This window comes from Paracoccus sp. SCSIO 75233 (assembly GCF_027912675.1).
GTDB lineage: Bacteria > Pseudomonadota > Alphaproteobacteria > Rhodobacterales > Rhodobacteraceae > Paracoccus.
This window is the reverse complement of the sequence record NZ_CP115757.1, coordinates 2,956,812-2,975,851: the sequence shown is the minus strand read 5'-3', so window position 1 is coordinate 2,975,851 and position 19,040 is coordinate 2,956,812. Positions and strand designations below refer to the sequence as shown.

The following is a 19,040-nucleotide window of genomic DNA, read 5'->3' as shown; positions in this document are numbered from 1 at the left end:
CTTGCGTCACCACTGCGTCACGCACCGCGCCCCATTGGCAGCTCTGAGAGGTATAAAGCCGGAATAATCGGAAAAGCGGCGGTTCCTTACCGACCGATCCCTAAGCGGGAGGCGCGGCAATCCCGGACTGACGTCGGGCCGGGGCGGGGCGTCGGGACAAGCAGCGGACTGCGCTGTCGCCCCTGCCCGCGTCGCGGCGTTCCGGGCGCTCTGACGCCGTCGGCCTCCGATCTGTCAACCCCTTCCGGGTCCTCCGGCGGGGGAATGTGTATGCGGGGGGCGTAAGCGCTCAAGATCGCCAGTTCGCAGCGTTTTTTTTGGGTTCGCACCCGGGGTTCGCGGGTTCGCACCTCGGTTCGCATCAGGCGGGCCTGATATTTGTCGGCCGGGCATGTCCCGCCCCCTTGCATCGCGCTGTGGGGCGGTCTGGTCAGCCCGTGGGGTCCATCGACCAAGGAGATCGCCGGTTCAAATTCGGCCCGCACCATCAGCGACCTTCGGTCGATATACCTCCGTCAGTTCTGCGCAGATATTCGATTTAATTTCATGCTCTTACGTTGGCCCACCACTATATGATATCGCCTCCAACTGATTGATTCACGCGAGAGGGTTACCCCCCGGATTTTGGAGAGTTACACTCCGGCCCAACGACACAGGTGGCTGGGATGATGCAGGTTATGGGGCCTCTGAGCGTAACGTAGCTGCGGGCAAACTATACCAGCGGAACGGACAGCATGCAGGCGCTGCTGTCAGTCCCCGAAATACCCCGCTTCTGCCGCTTCAATCAGCCGTGGACTGGGTTTCCACGCTGGGTCTCCGGTCGTTTGGAACCGCTGTTCAATTGCATCCGCGATTTTAGCCAAACCTTGCTGCTCAGCCCAATGCATCGGCCCCCCCTTCAGATCAGGAAACCCATAGCCACGGACATAAACGACATCGACGTCCGAAGCACGCTGAGCTACATTTTCGGCAATAATCCGACAACCTTCATTAATCAGCGCGTGAAGGCAACGGTCAACAATCTCGGTTTCGTCAATCTCGCGCGGCGTAATTCCAGCAGATACGCGTAACTCACGCAGCAGAGCTTCCACTTCGGGGCTTGTGATCGGATCGCGGCTACCTTCTTCATAGCCATAATAGCCCTGCCCAGATTTTTGACCCAGCCAACCGCGCTCTGCTATCGCATCAGCGATCAGAGGATAGCTAAAATTCGGATCCTGCGCTGCCCGCCGCTGACGTGTCAACCATGCGATATCATTGCCAGCCATGTCAGACATGGTGAACGGACCCATTGCAAAGCCAAAACGACGGATTGCCGCATCAACTTGCTCCGGTGTTGCACCCTCCATCAAAAGCTCGTTTGCGCGGAGAAAATACTGGTCGACCATGCGATTGCCGATAAAGCCATCACAGACACCGGCTACGACTCCGATCTTTCCCAAGCGCTTAACCGTAGCCATGGCGGTCGCCAGCACCTCATTTGACGTATTTGATCCCCTGACCACCTCGACCAGCCGCATAATGTGTGCTGGGCTGAAGAAGTGCAGGCCAAGAACGTTTTCTGGCCGATCGGTCACCATCGCTAACTCGTTGATATCGAGATAGGACGTGTTGGATGCGATAATTGCGTCCTGTTTCAGGACTGACGAGAGCTTGCCGATGAGCTGCTTCTTGATCGACGCATCCTCGATCACTGCTTCGACGACCAGATCACAATCGCCTAGCGACACAATCGTGGAATGTTCGACAATTCGGTCGGCCGCCCGTTCCGCTTCCGTCGCCGTCATTCGGCCTCGTTTCTGAGCAGAAGAGTAGGCCTTGGTCCGGTTCACTCGACTACGGAACATTGCTTCCGCAGAGCTGTCAAATAGCGCAACAGGGAAGCCGGAATTTGCAAATGCCATCGCGATGCCCGTGCCCATCGTACCTGCGCCAATGACGCCCACGCTTGAGATTGTGCGCGCCCTTGTATCAGACGGCAGTCCGGCAATGCGCGCAGCTTTACGCTCCGCAAAGAACAGATGCCGAAGTGCGAGGCTCTCGGACGTTTGCGACAGGCGAACAAAAGCGTTCTTCTCAAACTCAGCCGCGTCAGCAACAGACAATGTTGCGGCGGCTTCGACACAATCGACGATCGCTTCAGGTGCTGGACCTCTTTTGAGGGCTCTGGCTTGTGCTCTGGCGGCAGCAAAGAATTTTTTCGGCGCGTCAGCAATATCGATTTCTTTAGATATTGCTGGCTTTAACGCTTTCCCCTCGGAGAGCCTGCGACGTAAGAGCGCTTCAGCCTCTATCAACAGGTCGTCCGCGGCCAACTCATCGACCAAACCGATTTGAACGGCTTCTTCTGCCGAAATGGTCCTACCCATGGTCATCATTGAGATAGCCGCTTCTGCCCCAATGAGCCGTGGCAACCGTTGAGTACCCCCGCCACCTGGCAAAACACCCAGCTTCACCTCGGGCAGGCCGATCTGGCTTTCCGCCGCCGCGACACGATAATGGCAGAACAGGGCTAATTCGAGCCCCCCGCCCAGTGCAAGACCATCGATGGCGGCAACGACCGGCTTCTCGGCCTTTTCGATCATAGCCCCGATATCGGTAATCAGCGGATAGGACAGCGCTTCTGGGCGGTTGAATTCCGTCACATCGGCCCCGCCAGAGAAACGTTTTCTCGCGCCTGAAATTATCACGCCTTTTATTGTGGGTTCCGCAAGTGCTGCTTCGATCTGATCCATAAGAGAACGTCTCGTGGTAAGATTGAGCGCATTAACGGGCGGATTATCCAGTTCGATGCGCGCAAATGTCGGATCCGAGCCGGGCTTGGTCATTATCTCCTCCACAATATTGCAAATAACATCAATCATGCGCCAAACGGATATGTCAACAGATGCAATGCATATTACACCACGCAACATATCGATCTCGCCGAGATCTCCCCTCCACATCCGCAGCATGATAAGAGGCGCAGCATGGCCAGAAAAACCCGCGCAAATGCCGCACATACTGACGAAAATCGCTTACGAATCCTTGAAGCGGCAGCGATTGCCTTCATGGAATCCGGTTTCGATGCCGCGACTGTGGATGACATTGCAGGCCGGTTGAACTCTACGAAAGGCAGACTTTACTATAGTTTTCCGTCCAAAACCTCCTTGCTCATCGCTGTCATGGAGGAAGGTATGAGCCGAACCCTGCGCGCTGTGATGGAAGCCAAGAATGCTTCTGACGACGCCTTGGATAAGCTGTACGCCATGGCCTATGCGCACGCCCTTCAGGTTATCGAGTCTCTGCCGTTCCATGTCGTGACCCAGGACATGCTGAACCGCCACCGCCGACGTTCGCTGACCGAGATCGAGCGGCAGGCAATCGGGAAGATCATTCAGCAGCGGCACGACTATGAGGCAATGTTCAGCTCTCATATTGCCGACGCCGTGGCTGCGGGCCAGTTGCGACAGATCGAACCTGTCCTCGCAACCCGCACAATGTTCGGAACGCTGAACAGCACAGCGCAGTGGTATCGGCCGCAAGCCGATAAGGCGCATTCGCATGCAAATAATCTAGCAGAAACGGTGACGTCTGTCGCAATGCGTGGCCTTATCAGCTGACATTCCAAAACCCATGATCCCTTACAAACCAGTAGACTTGTGGGACAATTAAATTATACTACGCAGTATTATTTGGAGGCGATACTGTGGCGGAGTCTGACGAATTTCGGAGCGAAGTGGTTGAATGGCTTGCCGAAAACTGTCCCAATGAGATGCGTCATCCCATTGAATCGGATGACGATGTCTGCTGGGGTGGTCGGGGCTGGGCGTTCCAAAGCACGGCGCAGGAAATCTGGCTGCGCCGCATGGCGGCACGGGGCTGGACAGCGCCGGGGTGGCCCAAGGAGTATGGCGGTGGTGGGCTAAGCCCTGAGGAATGCCGCATTCTCGACCAGGAAATGCGACGGATTGCTGCGCGTCCTCCACTCGAGGGTTTTGGCCTGTCTATGATCGGACCAGCCTTGCTGGAGTTTGGCACGGAGGAACAAAAAACCGCTTATCTGCCGCCCATAATCAATGGCGAGATTCGTTGGTGTCAGGGCTATTCTGAACCAAACGCGGGCTCCGACCTGGCAGCGCTGCGAACTTCCGCCGTTAGAGACGGTCAAGAATTCGTTTTAAACGGTCAGAAAGTCTGGACGTCCTACGCTGACAGGGCAGATTGGATCTTCTGCCTGGTGCGCACCAACCCCGAAGCCAAGAAGCAGCGCGGGATCACTTTTCTGCTTTTTGATATGCAATCCGCCGGTGTATCCACACGTCCGATCAGGCTGATCTCTGGCAGCTCCCCATTCTGCGAAACCTTCTTCGACAATGTGCGCGTCCCCGTCGCGAATGTGGTCGGAGAGATCGACAAGGGATGGGATGTCGCGAAATATCTGCTGACCCATGAGCGTGAAACAATCGCGCGTGGTGGGAGCAACTTATTTGACGCGAATGACCTGAACGCAGCGGCAGCCAAAGCCGCAACCCAAACCGGCGGACGCCTCGCCGACGAGATATTGCGCGCGGAGATTGCCAGAGCGGCAATTGATACCCATGCCTTCGAAGCTACCCGCGCCCGGTATCTCGAAGAAACTGAGCAAGGAGGATCGCTTGGCCCCCGCTCTGCGGTCGCCAAGCTCACAGGGACGGAGTTTAATAAGCGAAGACAGGAGCTTCTGGTATCTTTGCAAGGGCTTGAGAGTTTCAGATGGGAAAACGGCGCATCCGAAAGTTCAACGGGGCGTAGCTGGCTCCGCTCCAAGGGAAATTCTATCGAAGGCGGGACCACCGAAATCATGCTGGAGATCATCGCCAAACAAATACTCGAACTTCCAAAGGACTGACATGATGTACGCATTCTCAGAAGAACAGTCCATGGTGCGCGATAGCGCTCGGAGCATCGCAAGGGCGGAATCCGTCAGCGGCGCGCGGACTTTATTAGCGCCAGAAAGTAAGATCGCATGTTCCAGTGATTTATCATCAAAACTGCATGAGCTCGGCTTTCCCGGCATGCTTGTTGACGAAGATCACGGCGGTTCGGATATGGATATGGTCGCTGCATGCCTCGTTGCCAGGGAGTTGGGACGGGAACTCGTCATATCTCCTCTGTTAGGTACAACCGTCACCGCCCATACGATAGCGCGCTTCGGGTCCGACAAGATGCGCGAAGACTGTCTGGCCGGTATTACGGAAGGCACGGAGCAAATCGGCTTGGGTCTCGACGGCGAAGTGGTCTTAGCGGACGGTCTGCTCAACGGTGTTTGTGCGTGGGGCATAGATGCCGTAGGAGCGACTTCGCTGATTATTCGCGCGGACCACGACGATGTGTCGGTTCTCGCTCTGGTCCCTGTCGACAATGCCGGCATAGAGATTGCCCCGCGTCGCATGGCCGACGGCCGCATGCTTGCGCAGATCACGCTGAACGCCGTGCAGGTTGAACGCGACACCATCATGTCAGACGAGGCACCGGCAGCGGCGATGAACTGCGCCGCAACCTGGATCTCAGCCTATAGCTGCGGCACCGTTGAAGCGGCCTTTGAACTCACCCTCGACTATCTGCGCGAACGCAAGCAGTTTGACCGGCGGATCGCGTCCTTTCAGGCGATCCAGCACCGTCTCGCACAAATCTACTGCGAGATCGAAGACGGCTGGTCTGCCACACATCGTGCAGCCATTGCGTTAGACCGGCATGAAGCGGAGCTGGCACTGCACAGCTCCGTTGCGAAAGCCAAATTGGCGGATCTGTCACGTGTCGTGCTTGCGGATTGCCTACAGCTTCATGGCGGCATCGGCATGACTGCCGAACACGACATCGGGCTGTTTCTGAAATCAGGTCGAGTATCGTCTGAGCTGTTGGGTGGGTATTCGCACCATGCTGACATAGTTGCACGCGAGCTCGGGTTCTGAGGAAAGGTAGGCTCCGGTGCCTGACAAAATCGATCACCCCTGGATCAAAGCCTACCCACCAAGTTGTCATTGGGATGCGAACATCACAGCGACAACTCTTCCCGACATGACAGACGGTGCGGTAGGTCGATATGGCGAAAAAACTGCTCTCGTCTACCGTGACAACGCTTTGAGTTTTAACGAGATAGATCGGCTCTCGAAACATCTTGCTGCCGGATTGATGCAGCAGGGCGTCAAAAGCGGCGAAGCTGTCGGAATTTATCTCCCAAACACTGCGAGCTATTATCTGGCGTTTTTCGCTTTGGCACGCATTGGGGCGCGGATCGTCAATCTTTCGCCGCTCGATCCCGCGCGAGAGCTTATCTTCAAGCTGAACGACACCGGGGCGCGGCGGATGATTACGCTGAACCAACCAGACATGCTGAAAAATGCCATCACCGTTTTGGACGAAGGGCAACTGGAGCTTGTCTGGGTCTGTGATGAAGCCCGCTGGGGTGCGTCGGCGTCAGAACTCGCCCAATTGCCGGAAGATCTTCGCTTCGAAAATCTCGAAGAGCTTTTCGATTGCCCCCTGCCGGACGCATGGCCAGCTCTGAAAAAGGAAGATATTGCCGTTTTACAGTATACCGGAGGCACGACAGGCGTGCCGAAGGCGGCAATGCTCAGTCACGGAAACCTCACGGCAGCGGTAGATATTGCCGTTCATTGGAAAGACATCCGCGCCGAAAGACCGGGAGAGGAGCGGGTTCTGGGCGTACTGCCGCTGTTTCATGCCTACGCCATGAATTTCGTGATCCTTCGCCAGTTTCGCGAGGGATGCTGTGTTTATTTGCACCGACGTTTCGACGCGGAGACGGTGATCCGCCAGATCGAACAGGAACGTTTGACCGTTTTCCCCGGCGTTCCCACAATGTGGATCGCCATTGCCGGGCATCCGGCAGCGCAGCAGCATGATCTCTCCTCACTGCAGTTTTGTATCTCAGGCGGCGCACCACTGCCGCCGGAAACCGCTCGACGCGTAGAGAATATTATCGGTAATCGGCTTCTCGGTGGATGGGGTATGACCGAAGCCTCTCCGGTCGGTAGCCAGATCCCCATGCAAGCCGTCATGAAGTCCGGCATAATCGGGGTGCCGCAACCTTCTGTTGAAATCGAAGTCGTTTCACTGGACGATCCGCATCGGACCCTTGGCGCCAACGAAATCGGCGAACTCCGCATCCGGGGGCCGAATGTGTTTTCAGGATATTGGAATCGAAAGGAAGAAACGGCGAAGGCTTTCGCAGATGGTTTCTTCCTCAGCGGGGACATCGGTTACCGGGACGAAAATGGCCTGCTATATCTTGTTGACCGCAAGAAAAGCCTGATCATTTCCGGCGGGTTCAATGTTTATCCGGCGCATGTCGAGAACGCGATTTACGAACATCCCGACGTGGCAGAAGTATTGGCCGTGGGGATCCCGGATGACTATCGCGGACAATCGGTGAAAGCTTTCATCACATTAAAGCCGGAAGCGAAGCAAATGACACTAGAGGCCTTGCGTGGCTTTCTGGCCGAAAGACTGGGGCGCCATGAACTTCCCACTGCGCTAGAGTTCCGGGCCGAACTGCCACGGAGCGCGGCCGGCAAGCTTTTGCGCCGCGTTCTCGAAGATGAGGAAAAGGCCGCAGACGGCTAAAGCTAGGCTTTCCCGGAAAAAGTAAACAGGCTTTGCAACTCTGACTTAAGCACTTTGCCCAAGGCGTTGCGGGGCAGTTCTGACACGAATTCATATTCCTGCGGACATTTATAGGATGCGAGCCTTTCGGCAACAAAACCCGCGATCGCGCGCGGGTCTGGCGGATCGCCTGCCGAAACGAGGTTGCGCTCAATTTCGTTGATCTGCCACATGCTTTCCGCCAGAGCTTCTCGCGTCGGATCGCCATCAAGCGCGGCCATGCCCTGCGCCATGTATTGAATCGCAGTATAGCCTTGTGCGGCATACACATCCGGCAGTGAGCCGAATTTTTCCTGATACGCCTCGATGAATGCCGTCGCCTCTTCAGACGATGAGAGGCCCGGCTGGAACGACAAAGCAAACGGAATGCCAGCTACGATATTGCCAGACTTCTGATAAATCGCAGGTGGCGAAAGCACCTCGGATGTCGCGATGTTGCCTTCGAACCCACGTTCACGCAGCGCGGAGATAATCCCCACAGAAGGTTGCTGGGTGGCCATGACCAGGATCAGGTCGGGGTCCGCGCCCATGCCTTGCGTCGCCGGTCCGGTAAAGTCGGTATCGTTTGCAAGCGTGGAAATTTCCGCGACTGTTTCGGCACCATACTCTTCGAGCACCTCTTTCATCGCATAGGCGCGATCAAGGAAGATGTCGTTGTCGCCGGTCACGTAATAGACCACCCGCTTGGGGTCGAGAACATTCGCCAGTTCCTTGGCCATCATGACCTCTTGCGGACCGGGCAGCGCCACAACCGAAGTGACGAATGGCTCCTGCGGCAGCCCTTCGCGCGTCGCGCCATAAATCACCAGCGGCAATTTCTCCCGCATCGCCACCTGCGACACGGCGCCAGCAATAGGGGTGATGATACAGCAAGTCGTCGCCATTACTGAACGATCAGCGGCGAATTGCGTCATCGCCTGCACCGCGCGGGCGGCATCGGTACCGCTATCTTTGACGAGCAGATTCAGCGTCACACCATCACCTGCGTAACCGCCGGCATTAATTTCTTCGACCGCAAGCTCCGCACCGTTGTGATACGAAATGCCGGCAGAAGCGATCGGCCCGGTATCGTCACTGATGATGCCGATATTATATTCGCCGGGCGTCGGAGCGGCGAATGCCGCCCCCCCGAGGCTGAGCGCCAGCGCTGCCGCTGCGCCCGTCAACTTGTTGCTTAATCTTTCCATGAACTCCCCCCTTGGGTTCGCCCCGCCTGATGTGGCGGGATTACGTAGCCTAGGTAAATTGCCAACGCTGGCCGCATAACGGTTGAGACGACGACGTGGCCGTCTGGTCGTGATTATGGCTTTGGATGCGATCAGCAGTGATATGATAACCTCGCACAGCCAGCCGGTAAGAACGGCTGTTGGCGAGTGGTGGCATGATCCCCCCTCGATAACTCCCCCTCTCAACTAGCCTAAAGTGACCAAAGCCATCCTGTCAATAGATGAATTATGTGTTACAGAGTGATACGATTTGGTTTTGATCATAAGCTTGATTGCTCAAGCCCACTCCTTTTCCTGAAGCTCACGCCACATGATTTTTCCCGTCCCCGATTTCGGAAGCGCATCAACGAATGACACATGACGCGGAACCTTGTAGGCCGACATGCGTTCACGGCACCACGCAACAATCTCGTCTTCAGACGCATGCTGGTTGTTGTCTCGCGGTACGATGAACGCCTTCACGGCCTCACCCTTGCGCTCATCTGGAGTTGCAATCACACAGGCTTCCCGGATGTCGGGATGCTTGAACAGCGTCGCTTCCACCTCGGTTGGCCAGACTTTGTAGCCGCTGGCATTGATCATCCGCTTCAGGCGGTCGACCATATAAAAATAGCCGTCGACATCGCGATAGCCGAGATCCCCCGTCCGAAGGAAGCGCTTGCCGTCAAGGCTTATGAAGGTTTCGCTTTCGGTCTCCGGTCGCCGCCAGTAACCCGTGAAGACCTGTGGCGCACTGATGATGATTTCCCCCTGTTCTCCGTCGGGCACCGTCTGAAGACTGTCGACATCAAGAATTCGCGCATCCACCCCCATCAAGGGAATGCCAAGGCATGCACGTTTAGGTGCGTCAGGCGGGTTTATCATCACCGGAGCGGCTGTCTCAGAGAGACCATAGCCCTCGATATAGTCGAGTCCGACGAGATCGCGGAGGCGCTTTGCAACGGCCTCCGGCATGGCTGCACCGCCGCCCATGATCATCCTCAGCGATGACAGATCGCGTTCGCTCAAACCCTCGGCATTCACCACGTCTATGACCATTGCCGCTATACAGATCCAGACCGTGATGCCCCTTGTCTCAATAAGATCGATCGCGACATCGCGATCCCAGCGGGTCATAATCTGCAAGCTCCCGCCGCGCAGGATGCCCCCCAGCATCGGGATATGCATGCCGGTGACATGGAACATTGGCAGTGTAAGAAGCTGCACATCGTCTTCGTCAAACCCCAGCCACAGCGCTGAGCCAACCGCTGTTGTCATCGTCGTCCGGTTCAGGTGAACGCAGCCTTTCGGATTTCCGGTCGTTCCACTGGTATAAGGCATGACCGAAGGCGCCTCCGGATCGGGGTCCGGCAAGACAACTTGACCGGGTGCCTGAGCGAGCGTGGCAGCCCATCGTAGAAATAGCCGGTTCTCCGTCTCGACCGGGGCGGCGGTCACTTCAGCCGGAAGTCGGATTTGCAGGGTTTCTGGCAGGTAGTCGGAATACGTCACGAGGAGCGCGCGTGCGAGGCTTCCTTGTGGCAGCGCAGAAAGATCGTCCAGTTTCTCCTGTCCGGCAATAATGATCCGCGCGCCGGTATCGCTGAGGAGATAGGCGATTTCGTCAGACTTGTTCATCGGATTCACCGGCACAACCACTGCGCCAAGTGCCGAAATGGCATAGAAGGAAATGACAAATTGCGGGGAGTTTTGCAGGCACAGAAGTACCCGGTCACCTTTCCCTACCCCCTCCTGATCTAGCACGGACGCCAGCCGCATGGTTAACGCCAGCATCTCACCGTAGCTGATCGTCTTGCCATAGTAATCGAGAGCAACCTTATCAGGGACGCGCCCTGCGACGTCGCGCAGGCTTTGAAACGGACTTGCTGGCAATGTCGGCAAATGACGGGGAATACCCTGAGGCCATGTCGTCGCGTTCGGCTCGTTCATATTGATCTCCCTACCGCCTCGATACTCTCTATTGAAATGTGGCCGCGAGACCCAAGGAACCGGGATTCATGAGTCCTTCCGGGTCAACCGCCCGCTTTAATGCGTCGAGCAAACCGCGCGTGCCATCATCCAGCACCTCGCGATACGGATAGTCACGCGCGACCTGCCAACTTGCTCCGCCAAGGCTGACATAGAACTCCTGCGTCGCCCGTCGGAGTTCGACCACGGCGTTACGACTATCCTCATTTGCAGGCCGCCGTTTCCAATCCGGCTTTATCGCGTCACCCACTGACCGGATATGAAGCGGGGTTAATTCATCGAGCCAGTAAAACGCGGGCTCGATAAAAAATGACTGCCCGACCGTCATCGTCATTACGGTGTACAGGATGCCTTTTTCCTTAAGCCAGCCTGCCCGTTCGGCAAAAAAGGCTTCGTTCGCCTCCACGACACGCTCCGCCTCGCTCAATGGGAACACCGCATGAATTGGCACCCATCTTTCCCCGTTTTTGCCCAGCATTCCGCGCACCGGCGAAAACGGTTTGGAGCGCATAACGCGTGGAATTGAGTCAGGCAAAATCGCGCCGCGCCGTTCCCCGATTTCGGCCAGAACCGCTAGGTTCGTACACAGTGCTTCGGCGGTTTCAGCTTCTGTCACGATATGAAGCGAGTAGTTATGGCCCGTCAGCCAGTCGAGGCCGGAGGTCGCTATTTTTGCGGCATCTTTCAAACCCGAGAGCAAGGACTTACCCTGCCCAACGACCTTCTTTAGCGCGTCAACATTATCTGACAGGCGGTTCACGCTCGCCGATTGAAGCGCCTTGTCACGGTCAATCCCAAAGCCTTCGGTAACAAGCCCACTGCGGGCCATTTCGACCTGCGTCGCAGCCATATCGGTGAATTTCTCAAACCCGAGGGACAAGAATCCGGTCTCGGGCGGTTTTGGTCGTATCGCCAGTGTTGCGGACAATTTCAGGCCAAGCGCACCATTGTCGCCAAGGAAAATCCCCGTCATATCAGGCCCGCCATAACGCGTGAACGGTCGCGCACCTTTCCTCCCACCCGATCCTGTCGTCGCGATTGACCCATCAGCAAGCACTACGGTCACGCCAAGCACTGATTCCGCGACGGTTCCGTAGCGGGAAGACCCGAAAAAAGCGCTGTTTTGAGACAGAGCGCCGCCGATAGTCGCATTGACCCCGGACAGCGGCCCCCAATAGCCGCTGCGCATCCCGCTCGACGCCAAAGCATCTTTCAACGCTGCCCATGTAGCGCCCGCCTCTACCGTGACATAGCCGTCCTTAGCGTTGATTTCGACAATGCGATTGAGGTTGCGCGTGTCAATCACCAAAGACCGCGCACGATCAGGGAGATAACCCTTTGTGTACGACATGCCGCCACCACGCGGCACGATGGCGATGCCATTCTCGATCGCAACTCGAACAGCCTCTGCTGCTTCCCGTTGCGTCGAAGGACTGATCACCGCGAGCGGCTCAATCCCCGGCTGCCAGAAAATATCATTAGCGTAGTATTCGCGAATGTCATCACTGTTGTCGACTTTGTCAGCGCCAATGGCCTTGACGATCAGCGACAACGCCTGCGCGTCCGCTTCTGCGATGCCCTGCATCTTTGACTCCCCCCAAAGATGATTACAGAGTGCCGCTGAGATGTAGTTGTGTCAACAGCCGATATAACTTTCATCGTACGAAACCAGCTCCCGCACCTGTGACACTGGTCAAGCATCATTTCACGCAGTAACATCTGCCCTCACGCGATATTTCCGCGCGGCACTAGAAGGGTAAACTTAAATGGCATCAGGCCCCAAGGCATCTTCCACACCAAATGTACGAGCGGTAACTCGCGCACTCGAGGTGTTAAATTCTTTCGCCGGAAGAGGATCACAGACCTTGGCAGAGGTGACAAATGCCACAGGACTTGACAAGGGGACGACGCGGCGGCTGCTTATCACACTGATGCAAAGCGATTTTATCGCTCAGGACAGCATCACACATCAATACAAGCTGGGCCGTGCGATCCGAGAGCTTGCGTCAAATGTCGAGGACGCGCGCGATTTGCGGGTTATTTTGCGGCCGGTCTTGGAGGAATTGGCCGTTGATCTCAGCGTGACCGCATTTCTCTCGGTGTTTAAAGACGATAGTGCGGTATGTCTTGACCGCGTTCACGATATGCGCGGCATTGAGGTCCATTGGTGGACGGTCGGCGGCACGCTGCCGCTGAACGTAGGCGGTGCCCCGAAGCTACTTTTGGCTTATCAGCCCGATGAAGTTGTCGAGCGATTGATAGACGGCAGCATCGCCCGAATGAACGAGATGTCGATCACCAGCCGTGACGAGCTGATAGAACGACTAAAGCTCATCCGTGATCGCGGTTGGGAATGCGCCGTCGATGATGTTGCGCTCGGGCTGACCGCTTTGGCTATACCAATCTTCGATCGGGACGGCTCGGTCATATGTGCACTCTCCGTTGCCGGGCTGACGCCGCAGATGATGCGTGGGGACGAACCGATCTACCTTGAGCGTTTACAAAAAACCGCGGCGAAAGTCCGCCGCGATCTTGGAATTCACGGAGACACATAAAGTGAATCAAGCCGCGCTTTCCGCATCATTTTTAAGATATTTAAGCTGCAATCTCTCGACCTCAGAAAAGCCAATCATATCGATGAATTCGTGATGATCCATTCTTGCATGGGGCAGATTAGCAGAGCTTCGCTCGGCGCGGAGCTTTGCGAGGTTTTCCGACATTGCCTCCGCAGCAGTCATCAAAGCGATCAGCGGGTAGACGGCTAGGCCTGCCACGCTTTCAATGTCTTCTGCCGACAGATCCTGCTCCAGCCAGCCAAGAATTTGCAGCGATAGCGGGACACCGGCTGCCTCGCGGAGGCGCTTCAGATCGTCAAGCGATTTGAACGTGCCGCTGATCGGCTGGACAATATCAGCACCTGCGGCAACGTATTCCTTGGCACGCAGAATCGCTTCGTCCACCGTGGACGCATCTGTCCGCGCAATAATCAGCATATTCGGGTCGCGGCGCGCCTCAACGGCGGCGGCAACTTTTTTTGCCGCCTCATCGCGACCGATCACCTCGACCCCGCTGACACAAATCGGACAACGTTTGGGTGACACCTGGTCCTCTAGGATCACCGCAGACGCCCCCGTCTGCTCGAATTCCCGGACCGAGCGCATGACGTTAATCGCATTGCCATAGCCGGTGTCCATATCCGCAATGACCGGAATGTCGACCGCGCTCGCGACATTACGCACCACTCCCGAGTTTTCGGTCATGGTATAGAGTTCGGCGTCCGGCATCCCCAAAAGCGACGCGGACACGCCGAAACCGCTTGTCATGACGGCATCGAAACCGGCGCGCTCGATCAGCTTCGCGGACAGAGCATCGAAGCAACCTCCAGTCCAGACGGTTTTCTGGCCTGTGACCTTATTCTTGAAATCCGCGGTTCTCATTTCGACTGCCTTTCATTTGCTGCTGTTTCAGACCCGGTGCTGTCGTTGGGTCGCTTGAGGTAGCCAATCAGCCCGCCATATTCGAGCATGGCACGGTCGGCATTCGATAGTGGTTCGGTCGGCAGGGTTTTTCCCGTCGTCAGATTGCGAAGCTCACAAGCGTCCCAATCGACTTCGATCTCATCCCAGCGGCTGACAATGTCCAGGATACCCGGGCAGGTAACTTGCGGGAAACCCATAGAAATCTCGCCGCGCCAATAGCCGGGAGAGAAGCTTTCGCAAACCACGCCTCCGATCCCAAGATGCCGCATCGCACGCATCGAGGGATAATGCGGATGTCCGTAACCGAAATTATGGTTCCCGACGAGAATATCGCCCGGTTTTATCTTGGACGCAAAATCTGGATCGTAGCTTTCCATTGCGATTGCCGCGAGTTCGTCGAGATCCTGAATTTTGATATTCTTGACGCCGACGATCTGGTCGATGTCAAAATCTTGTTCCTCGAAAATGAAAGCGACCCGTCCGCGCAGATTGCTGAGTGTCATCCTAGCTCTCCATCACAGATATTTCCGGGGATCGGCGACCTTCCCCTCAAGGGCAGAAGCCGCCACGGTTGCAGCGTTGCAAAGATAGATTTCGCTATCCGGGCTGCCCATCCGTCCCCGTACATTCAGCGTGCCGGTTGAAACCGCCCGCTGCTTTTCACTCATCGTGCCCATTCGACCGTAGCAATAGTCGCAGCTTGGCGCAGAGACGAAAGCCCCGGCCTCGGTCAGAACCGACAGATAACCAAGCCGCCCTGCCTCTGCCATGATCTCCTGGCTTGTCGGCACAACATTGAGCTGGAACCCCTGAGCGACTTGTTTGCCTTTCAGAATTTCCGCCGCGATCTTCAGGTCTTCAAGACGCCCGGACGCACAGGAGCCAAGATAACCGGCGTTCAGTTCCAACCCGAGATAGTCGACGAGATCGCGGGTATTCGACGGTGTCGGCGGGATCACGATCACCGGCTCCAGATCGGAGATGTCAAGATCATGCACCGCCGCATATTCGGCGTCTTCATCGCTCCAAACTGGCTCAATCTCCTTACGAGCGCGGGACAAGGCGTAGTCCAGCCGCTCTTTGTCAGGGTTGACGATAGCGGTCACCGCTCCGGTGAACATCGCCAGTCCGGTGATGACCTGAAGCCCCTCGGTCGAAATCGATTCTACTCCCGGACCACCGATCTCAAGCACCTGAAAGCGGCAAGAGGCAGGCCCGAGAACCCGCACGAGGTGGTGGAACACATCGCGCGCCATCACCCCGGGCTTCAATGCTCCGTGAAGATTGACCCGCACCGTCTGCGGCACCTTGATCGAGATCCGTTCCTTGACAAAGGCTTCCAGCAGATTGCGGCGCACCCCCATGGCCAGCGTTCCAAAAGTTCCGAGCTGGCTGATATGACCGTCAAAATGCACAACGAACGCACCTGGGACGGCATATCCCACCTCCGCCGCAACCTGGTGACCAATGCCGCGCCGCTCATAAAGCGCGACGTCGTTTTCCTTGCACCAGGTGCGTGTCCCGATATGCAGTTCCTCATCTTTCGGCGTGGCTGAAGGTACCATGTGGTCGATGAAGATCGCAAAACGCTCCGGCTCTGCAACTTTTTCGATCCCGAAATCCTCTTTCATTTGCCGAAAAATGACATCGGTGTAGCCAGGGAAATCATAAGCAACCACGAAATCCGGCTTGGCCATGACTTCGTCTCCGGCTCTGACATTTTCCTTGCCCGACACCCGAGCAAGAATTTTTTCCGTAATCGTGTAACCCATTGTTTCGTCCTGTTCGTTGGCGTTCGGCTTGCGCGGACCCACGCGCTATTCTCACTTTGATAACATCCGAAATTTCATATGATCGATGACATGCTCTCTGCTGGACGGAACCCGTAACCCTCTCCCCTTCGCTCAATGTAGGCGGCATGGGGCCGCCCAAAATGCATCGGCAAAACCAGAGCTTCTCTTTCAACTGCCCATTCGAGAAGTTCACGGCGGGTCTTTTCCGCCGCGTGGGGATCCTCGCAAAATCTGCTGGTGACATGCGGCTCGTAGATCTGGATAGGATAGTGCAATATATCGGCAGAGATCACGAACGCGCCGTCCGGTCCGTCATGCTTCAGTACCAACTGTGTCGCAGTGTGGCCTGGCGCAGCCTCGACACGCAGGCCGGGATAAATCTCGTCCCCATCATCGACATACTCGACCACGCCCGCGTCGACGCATGGCACAACGCTATCCTCAATAACCGCAATATTGTCAGGGAAAACCCTCGGCCCAACCCCATCGGGCCGCCAATGCTCCATTTCCGCTCTGCCGAAAATATAGCGCGCGTTGCCGAAGGTCGGCACCCAGGCGTCACCCTCCTTACGGGTGTTCCAACCGACATGGTCTATGTGCAAATGCGTATTGAAGACAATGTCGATGTCATCCGGGCTCAATCCAGCGTCAGCCAGGTTTTCGAGATAAGGCAACTCAAGCATATGGAACCGCTGAAACACCGGCAGCGCACGGGCTTTTCCGTTTCCCGAGCACGTATCGACGATGATCTTGGTATCGCCATGCGTGATCAGCCAGGAATGCACGGAACTCCAGGAGCGCCCGGTTTCGCGGTCGAAGAAGTTTTCCGTAGCGGCTTCCGGATGGGCGTCGAACATGTCGGGGGAAAAGCCACGCAACATGAACTCGGGCTTATAGCCTTTTTCGAGGATCTCCTCGATCCGCTGAATACGATAATCTCCGACCTGAAAGACGGCCATGTTGCTCCTCCAGCCAACATTGCTCCCGCAAAGCCTACGCCCACGCATCTAACGTGTCAACATACAACCGCCATGTTGTCTAGTGAGACGACAGGCGGATCCGTCACTCCGCCAACAATTCGGGAATCATCGTGACGAGCGACGGAAATGCGATCATCAACCCGACCACGACCAGATCGATGAGAAGAAACCACAATATGCCGCGGAAGATGGCTGATGTCGGAACGAGGTCGCCAACCACGCTTTTCACGACAAAAACGTTCAGCCCGACCGGCGGCGTGATCATGCCCATCTCCAGCAGTTTCACGATCAGGACTCCGTACCAGATCATGCTGGCACCTGACGATTCCATTACCGGCAGCACGACCGGCAACGTCAGCAGAAGCGCACCCATAGGCTCAAGAATAAGTCCGAGCGCCAGATAGAGAAGCACGAGCCCACAGGCAAGGATCCACGGCTCTGCACCGAAGGAGATCACAGCCTGTGACATCACATTTGCAACGTCGCTCACGGAAAGGAACCGGGTCAGCAAATTGGCGCCGATCGTAATCACGAAGATGCTGGCGGTCGTGTAAGTGGTTTCGGTGATGGCATCCCACGCCACCCGCCGCGTCAGCGTACGGTTCATCGCAGCAATGACGAATGAGGCCAATGCACCGACAGCACCGGCCTCCGTCGCGGTAAATATCCCGGAAAACAGCCCGCCAAAGACGACTGCAATCAACAGAAGCGTGGGCCATGTCTCACGGATCGCCTGTCGGCGCTCTTCTGCCGTGATCGGTTCAGCGGACATCGGCGCCAGGGATGGATCCCGCCTGACTCTAAGAATGATGATGAAGACATAGGACAGCGCAGTTATGATCCCCGCGCCGATCCCGCCGAGAAACAGCAGGCTGATCGGGGTTTGCGTGAATATGCCGAACAGGATGAGCAGGATCGACGGGGGAATAAGCGCGCCTATCGTACCGGCAGCAGCAATCGAACCCGTCGCCAGTTCCGGTTTGTAACCAAGCCGCAGCATCTCTGGCACGGCAATGCGACCCATGGCGGCAGCGCAGGCAACGCTGGAGCCGGAAACCGTGGCAAATCCCGCTGAGCCGGCAACCGCCGTGATCGCGAGGCCTCCTGGCAGGCGCGCAAGGAAAACCCGGCACATATTGAAGAGCCCGCGCGTTAGCCCCGCATGAAAGCAGACAAACCCCATCAGAAGGAACATCGGAATAGAGGTAAGCGTCCACTTCGCGATGAAATCATAAACGACCGCAGAGAGGATACCGAACGCGGCCCGTTCGCCGAGCAGAACGAAAATACCCACGAAAGAGACCGATATCAGCGCGACTGCTATCGGGATACGCGCGAGGATGAGAAAGACAGCCACCCCTATCCCGGTAAAGCCAATCATCAGATCCGTCATGATGAGCCAACCTCCAAGCGTCGCGTTTGGGAGAGCCCGTCATCCGATGGCCGGAAAAAAACGATCAGCTTATACGCCAGCGTCAGCATCATCAGCGCGAAACCGACAGGCAGGAAATAGTAACTGGGCCAAATATCTATCCGCACACCCTGACTAAACAGAAACGCGCCGATTTCACGCTTTTCCTGTGCGTCCAAAAAGCTGCGATAGGTCAGCAGAGAATAGACAATGATGGACAATAACCATGCGATAATCTGGGCAATATCTTGCACTTTCTGGCTGAGATTTGATGTTACGACCTCAACGGTAATATGCGCATTCATTCGCTCTGCAAACGCCAACGGCAAGAATGCGAGGCCCACCATGTAGTAATTCGAGACGATCTCGACAGTGGCCGGAAACCCCATATTGAATCCGTATTTCATGATCACATCGGCTGAGACATGCAGCATCATGGCGAGGATCAGAAACGCGGCGATGATTTGCGTGGCGTCGAGCACCCGCCCAATAACACGGCCAATCGCGAAAAGCATGATATGCCCTTTCCACAGATG

Annotated in this window: 15 protein-coding genes; 5 read left to right on the top strand and 10 right to left on the bottom strand. The window is 56.3% G+C overall.

The window, feature by feature from the left end; translation table 11 throughout:
• Positions 1 to 749: 749 nt before the first annotated feature.
• Positions 750 to 2,864, bottom strand: coding sequence for a 3-hydroxyacyl-CoA dehydrogenase NAD-binding domain-containing protein (locus PAF12_RS14440; RefSeq protein WP_271107695.1), 2,115 nt, complete (start codon positions 2,862 to 2,864; stop codon positions 750 to 752).
• A 105-nt stretch (positions 2,865 to 2,969) separates the two neighbouring features.
• Here PAF12_RS14440 and PAF12_RS14435 point away from each other — a divergent pair, with 105 nt between their 5' ends.
• The 4 genes from PAF12_RS14435 to PAF12_RS14420 all read left to right on the top strand — a co-directional run bounded on the left by PAF12_RS14435 (position 2,970) and on the right by PAF12_RS14420 (position 7,608).
• On the top strand, positions 2,970 to 3,602 hold the full coding sequence (locus PAF12_RS14435; RefSeq protein ID WP_271107694.1) for a TetR family transcriptional regulator: 633 nt from the start codon (positions 2,970 to 2,972) through the stop codon (positions 3,600 to 3,602).
• 86 nt (positions 3,603 to 3,688) lie between these two features.
• On the top strand, positions 3,689 to 4,870 hold the full coding sequence (locus PAF12_RS14430) for an acyl-CoA dehydrogenase family protein (RefSeq protein WP_271107693.1): 1,182 nt from the start codon (positions 3,689 to 3,691) through the stop codon (positions 4,868 to 4,870).
• Between the two features lie 4 nt (positions 4,871 to 4,874).
• Positions 4,875 to 5,933 carry an acyl-CoA dehydrogenase family protein gene (locus PAF12_RS14425; protein ID WP_271107692.1) on the top strand — a complete coding sequence of 353 codons (1,059 nt, stop codon included), beginning with the start codon at positions 4,875 to 4,877 and terminating at the stop codon, positions 5,931 to 5,933.
• A gap of 16 nt (positions 5,934 to 5,949) precedes the next feature.
• Positions 5,950 to 7,608, top strand: a complete 1,659-nt coding sequence (locus PAF12_RS14420) for an AMP-binding protein (protein ID WP_271107691.1) — start codon at positions 5,950 to 5,952, stop codon at positions 7,606 to 7,608.
• Between the two features lie 2 nt (positions 7,609 to 7,610).
• Here PAF12_RS14420 and PAF12_RS14415 read toward each other — a convergent pair whose 3' ends face one another.
• The 3 genes from PAF12_RS14415 to PAF12_RS14405 all read right to left on the bottom strand — a co-directional run bounded on the left by PAF12_RS14415 (position 7,611) and on the right by PAF12_RS14405 (position 12,426).
• Positions 7,611 to 9,059, bottom strand: coding sequence for an ABC transporter substrate-binding protein (locus PAF12_RS14415; RefSeq protein WP_271107690.1), 1,449 nt, complete (start codon positions 9,057 to 9,059; stop codon positions 7,611 to 7,613).
• Positions 9,060 to 9,149: 90 nt separating this feature from the next.
• Positions 9,150 to 10,802, bottom strand: coding sequence for a long-chain-fatty-acid--CoA ligase (locus PAF12_RS14410; RefSeq protein ID WP_271107689.1), 1,653 nt, complete (start codon positions 10,800 to 10,802; stop codon positions 9,150 to 9,152).
• 28 nt (positions 10,803 to 10,830) lie between these two features.
• Positions 10,831 to 12,426 (bottom strand): FAD-binding oxidoreductase, encoded by a 1,596-nt coding sequence (locus PAF12_RS14405; protein WP_271107688.1) that lies wholly within the window; start codon positions 12,424 to 12,426, stop codon positions 10,831 to 10,833.
• 181 nt (positions 12,427 to 12,607) lie between these two features.
• Here PAF12_RS14405 and PAF12_RS14400 point away from each other — a divergent pair, with 181 nt between their 5' ends.
• A complete protein-coding gene (locus tag PAF12_RS14400) occupies positions 12,608 to 13,396 on the top strand; it encodes an IclR family transcriptional regulator (protein ID WP_271107687.1) in 789 nt (262 codons plus the stop codon).
• A gap of 6 nt (positions 13,397 to 13,402) precedes the next feature.
• On the opposite strand, the gene PAF12_RS14395 is transcribed toward PAF12_RS14400, so the two are convergent.
• From PAF12_RS14395 to PAF12_RS14370, 6 genes are all read right to left on the bottom strand, one after another.
• A complete protein-coding gene (locus PAF12_RS14395) occupies positions 13,403 to 14,278 on the bottom strand; it encodes an oxaloacetate decarboxylase (RefSeq protein ID WP_271107686.1) in 876 nt (291 codons plus the stop codon).
• On the bottom strand, positions 14,275 to 14,823 hold the full coding sequence (locus tag PAF12_RS14390) for a hypothetical protein (protein WP_271107685.1): 549 nt from the start codon (positions 14,821 to 14,823) through the stop codon (positions 14,275 to 14,277). The genes PAF12_RS14395 and PAF12_RS14390 overlap by 4 nt, the downstream gene beginning before the upstream one ends.
• Positions 14,824 to 14,835: 12 nt before the next feature.
• The gene (locus PAF12_RS14385; protein WP_271107684.1) at positions 14,836 to 16,092 is read right to left on the bottom strand and encodes an aconitase family protein; all 1,257 of its coding nucleotides are present in this window, start codon (positions 16,090 to 16,092) and stop codon (positions 14,836 to 14,838) included.
• A 74-nt stretch (positions 16,093 to 16,166) separates the two neighbouring features.
• Positions 16,167 to 17,072, bottom strand: a complete 906-nt coding sequence (locus PAF12_RS14380) for an MBL fold metallo-hydrolase (RefSeq protein WP_271107683.1) — start codon at positions 17,070 to 17,072, stop codon at positions 16,167 to 16,169.
• A 103-nt stretch (positions 17,073 to 17,175) separates the two neighbouring features.
• Entirely contained in the window at positions 17,176 to 18,486 is a 1,311-nt protein-coding gene (locus tag PAF12_RS14375; RefSeq protein WP_271107682.1) for a TRAP transporter large permease, read from the bottom strand.
• Entirely contained in the window at positions 18,483 to 19,019 is a 537-nt protein-coding gene (locus tag PAF12_RS14370) for a TRAP transporter small permease (protein WP_271107681.1), read from the bottom strand. The genes PAF12_RS14375 and PAF12_RS14370 overlap by 4 nt, the downstream gene beginning before the upstream one ends.
• Positions 19,020 to 19,040 lie beyond the last annotated feature (21 nt).